Origin of the sequence: Leptolyngbya sp. BC1307 (assembly GCF_002286735.1) — a bacterium.
Lineage (GTDB): Bacteria > Cyanobacteriota > Cyanobacteriia > Phormidesmidales > Phormidesmidaceae > Phormidesmis.
The window spans coordinates 1-2,709 of record NZ_NRTA01000110.1 but is presented as its reverse complement, the minus strand read 5'-3'; the positions used below and the strand labels follow the sequence as shown (position 1 = coordinate 2,709).

The window sequence follows — 2,709 nt, the reverse complement described above, 5'->3', positions numbered from 1 at the left end:
ACTATGCTTCGGCGAAGGTGTTGAGACCGTTTCGAGCGCAGGGTTTACATTTGATCAGCCGAGCGGCGATTTCCACCGTGGCGCATGCCGACTTTTCAGCCAATTCGGATATTCGTGGACCCGGTCGGCCCAGAGTCTGGGGTTCTGACATAAAACTCAGAGAGCTATTTGCCCCGATGGATGCCTGCTCTCAAGCAGCCGTTTGGCTCTATGGTCAACGTCAAACCGTGTACTATCAGTGCTTTAAATTCTATTGGGACAGTCCTGATGAATTAGTGTTGTTCGTGCTCACGCAACTGCCCAATGGCAAACAGATTATTTTGCTCTCTAGTGACACCACACTCACCGGAGCGCAAGTGATTGAAGCCTATGGCTGGCGGTTCAAAATTGAGGTCAGCTTTCGCTCATTAGTTCAGTTGCTTGGGGGCTTTGACTATCGCTTCTGGTTGCGCTCTATGACCAGAGCCTCTGGCTGGCCCAAGAATCTTATCTTGGCTGACTTCGATGCCGATTTCCAGGCAAAGGTTGCCATTAAAGTTGAAGCATTTGAGCGCTTCGTCAATCTCAATGCTATTGCCTTGGGGCTATTGCAAGTACTCGCTTTAGAACTGCCTAACGTGGTTTGGGTACATTTTCCGCAATGGTTTCGGACGCTGCCAAAACATGGGTTGCCCAGCGAGCAAATTGTTCGAATGGCGCTTCAGCATCTACAACCGGTGGTTTTATCAAAACGTAGGCCCAATCTACTTCTGGCTAAATTACTCGCTGCCAAAATTCAGCCCCCTGAACCCCAACAACAGATACCTTTGGCCGCATAATTCTTCAACAGAAACTTAGGACTGTCTAGATACAGGGTTAAGCTTTTTATTTCTTAAGAGTTGGCTGATCTACAGGCTTTGAAATTGTACAGATATTAAGATTTGAGCCACTTCCGACCCAGACTTTAGCAGTCTAACGTTGCCCGTAACCCGCCGCAAATGGACTCTCGAACTCAACTAATAACCTTTAAACGGACGGGTTCACGGGCGTTGTTAGCCTCAGTAGATCAAAAAGCCACGAGATTCTGAGGGTTTCAGCCAATTAAATTTCTATGGTGATTATGGGATCGCGATCGCGCCACTTTGAAGCCATAGCTTTAAAAGCTGATCTAATAAGGCTTTCAGAATTTAGAAGCATCAGATGAAATCTTTGTCCTGTAAACTCTCTGGCTACGTTTTTGATCTACTGAGCCTGCTTGCTGAGTCAACACAAACCTGGACGGGGTCTTTCATTCACCCACGAGCACTTTGGCGATCGCTTCAATCTGATTCACCACCACTGAGATATGTCCTTCATTTGGATACATCACCAGCTTAGTCGTCGGGAGAGTTGCAGCAATTTGCTTTACCAGATCAAGCGGAACATTCCTATCCTCTTCACCATAGAACAATGTCAGCGGTATCCGAATTTCATCTAAACTAAAGTCCCATTTTTTGAAGTAAAGCTGAAGATCCCAGACGGTTCCTTGTGTTCCTGAACGAAGTCCCTCGTTCAAAGCCTCACAGCTTTTCTTTATTCGACCTGGCGATTTTAATACCGCGTAATCTGCTGCCGGAAGTCTTTTCTTTAAAGTTTCTAATAGTTTGTCTGGAGGATCATTAAGCGATCGCTGTGTCAATTTCATTGAGGCTTGATACAGCCAGGGAAAATACTTAATTAAAATCAAACTCCAACGGTTGTATCTGAGTAAATCCGCAGTTGTAAATTCCCATGCTCCTGAAACGATCACGGCTGAATGTAATCGATTAGGAATCTTTGCAGCACAGGCAGCGGTATAGCCGCCTCCCGACGAAACACCCAACACTGAAAATTTGTCTAACCCCAAGGCATCGGCAAGAAATGTGACATCCTTCGTCCAATTAGAAAATCCGCGATTTGGTTGGAAGTCTGACTGTCCTATTCCCGGACGATCTGGCGCAATCAGTCGTAAGCCTAATCGGGTAAATACTTCATCGCCTAACAACAATGGCTCTAAACGAGAGGTTCCGCCACCATGAAAATAGAAAACGGGATGCCCGTTGGGGTCGCCGTACTCTGCATAAGCTAACCGTCGATTGTCGGGTAGGGTGAGAAGATTCGTACTTTCCATGGCAGCGTTCTTTAATCTCAAACTGAGTCTGACATCTCATTACTTGAGTGTTGTGCTCTGACGGTAGAAAAATAATTGAGGCGTTATCTAGCGAGTCATGCAGGCACCCCCTTATTCTGCTTGTCAAACAATTTGGCAAACACCTGCGACGCCGATTCACCCTGTTCAAGACAGTCATGAGCAAAGAGGATTAGCTTTTCTATCAGCGCTTGCGATTGCTGGCGACAGACCTGCCCGATGGATTGTGTGAGCTGGGTAGGGCGCTTGCCCGGAGCCTTTGTCGGGGGTGGCAAGCAAGCCAAGTGCAAGATTGAGTAAGCCACGAACACCAACGTCCAATGGGTTTGAATGGATTCAAAGGTTCGCATCCGATACTCATCAAGCCCGAGATATTGCTTTCCATCTCGATAAAAGGTTTCTATCGGCCATCTTTGTAAATATTTGGCGAGCACCTGTTTGGCTGACCAGTCAGCGCGATTGGTCAGCAGCACAGCGTAAGTCCCGGTGAGCTGTGCAGTTTCAAAGCTAATCACTAAACGCAGCTTGCCAAAGCGGGGAATTCGGCAGCAGAAGGTAAAACA

2 protein-coding genes and 1 pseudogene are annotated in these 2,709 nt (G+C 47.0%); 1 reads left to right on the top strand and 2 read right to left on the bottom strand.

Annotation, left to right across the window (positions count from 1 at the left end; genetic code table 11):
* Positions 1–818, top strand: a pseudogene (locus CKL79_RS22125) (hypothetical protein); the annotation flags it as partial.
* 449 nt (positions 819–1,267) lie between these two features.
* Here the strand turns inward: CKL79_RS22125 and CKL79_RS22120 are convergent.
* Positions 1,268–2,128, bottom strand: coding sequence for an alpha/beta hydrolase (locus CKL79_RS22120; protein ID WP_121971674.1), 861 nt, complete (start codon positions 2,126–2,128; stop codon positions 1,268–1,270).
* A 95-nt stretch (positions 2,129–2,223) separates the two neighbouring features.
* A partial coding sequence (locus tag CKL79_RS22115; protein WP_141242116.1) for a transposase occupies positions 2,224–2,709 on the bottom strand: 486 nt, incomplete at its 5' end.

Coding starts and splice junctions, on each gene's coding strand:
- CKL79_RS22120 (WP_121971674.1), bottom strand. CDS start 2,128: ATGGAAAGTACGAATCTTCTCACCCTACCCGACAATCGACGGTTAGCT.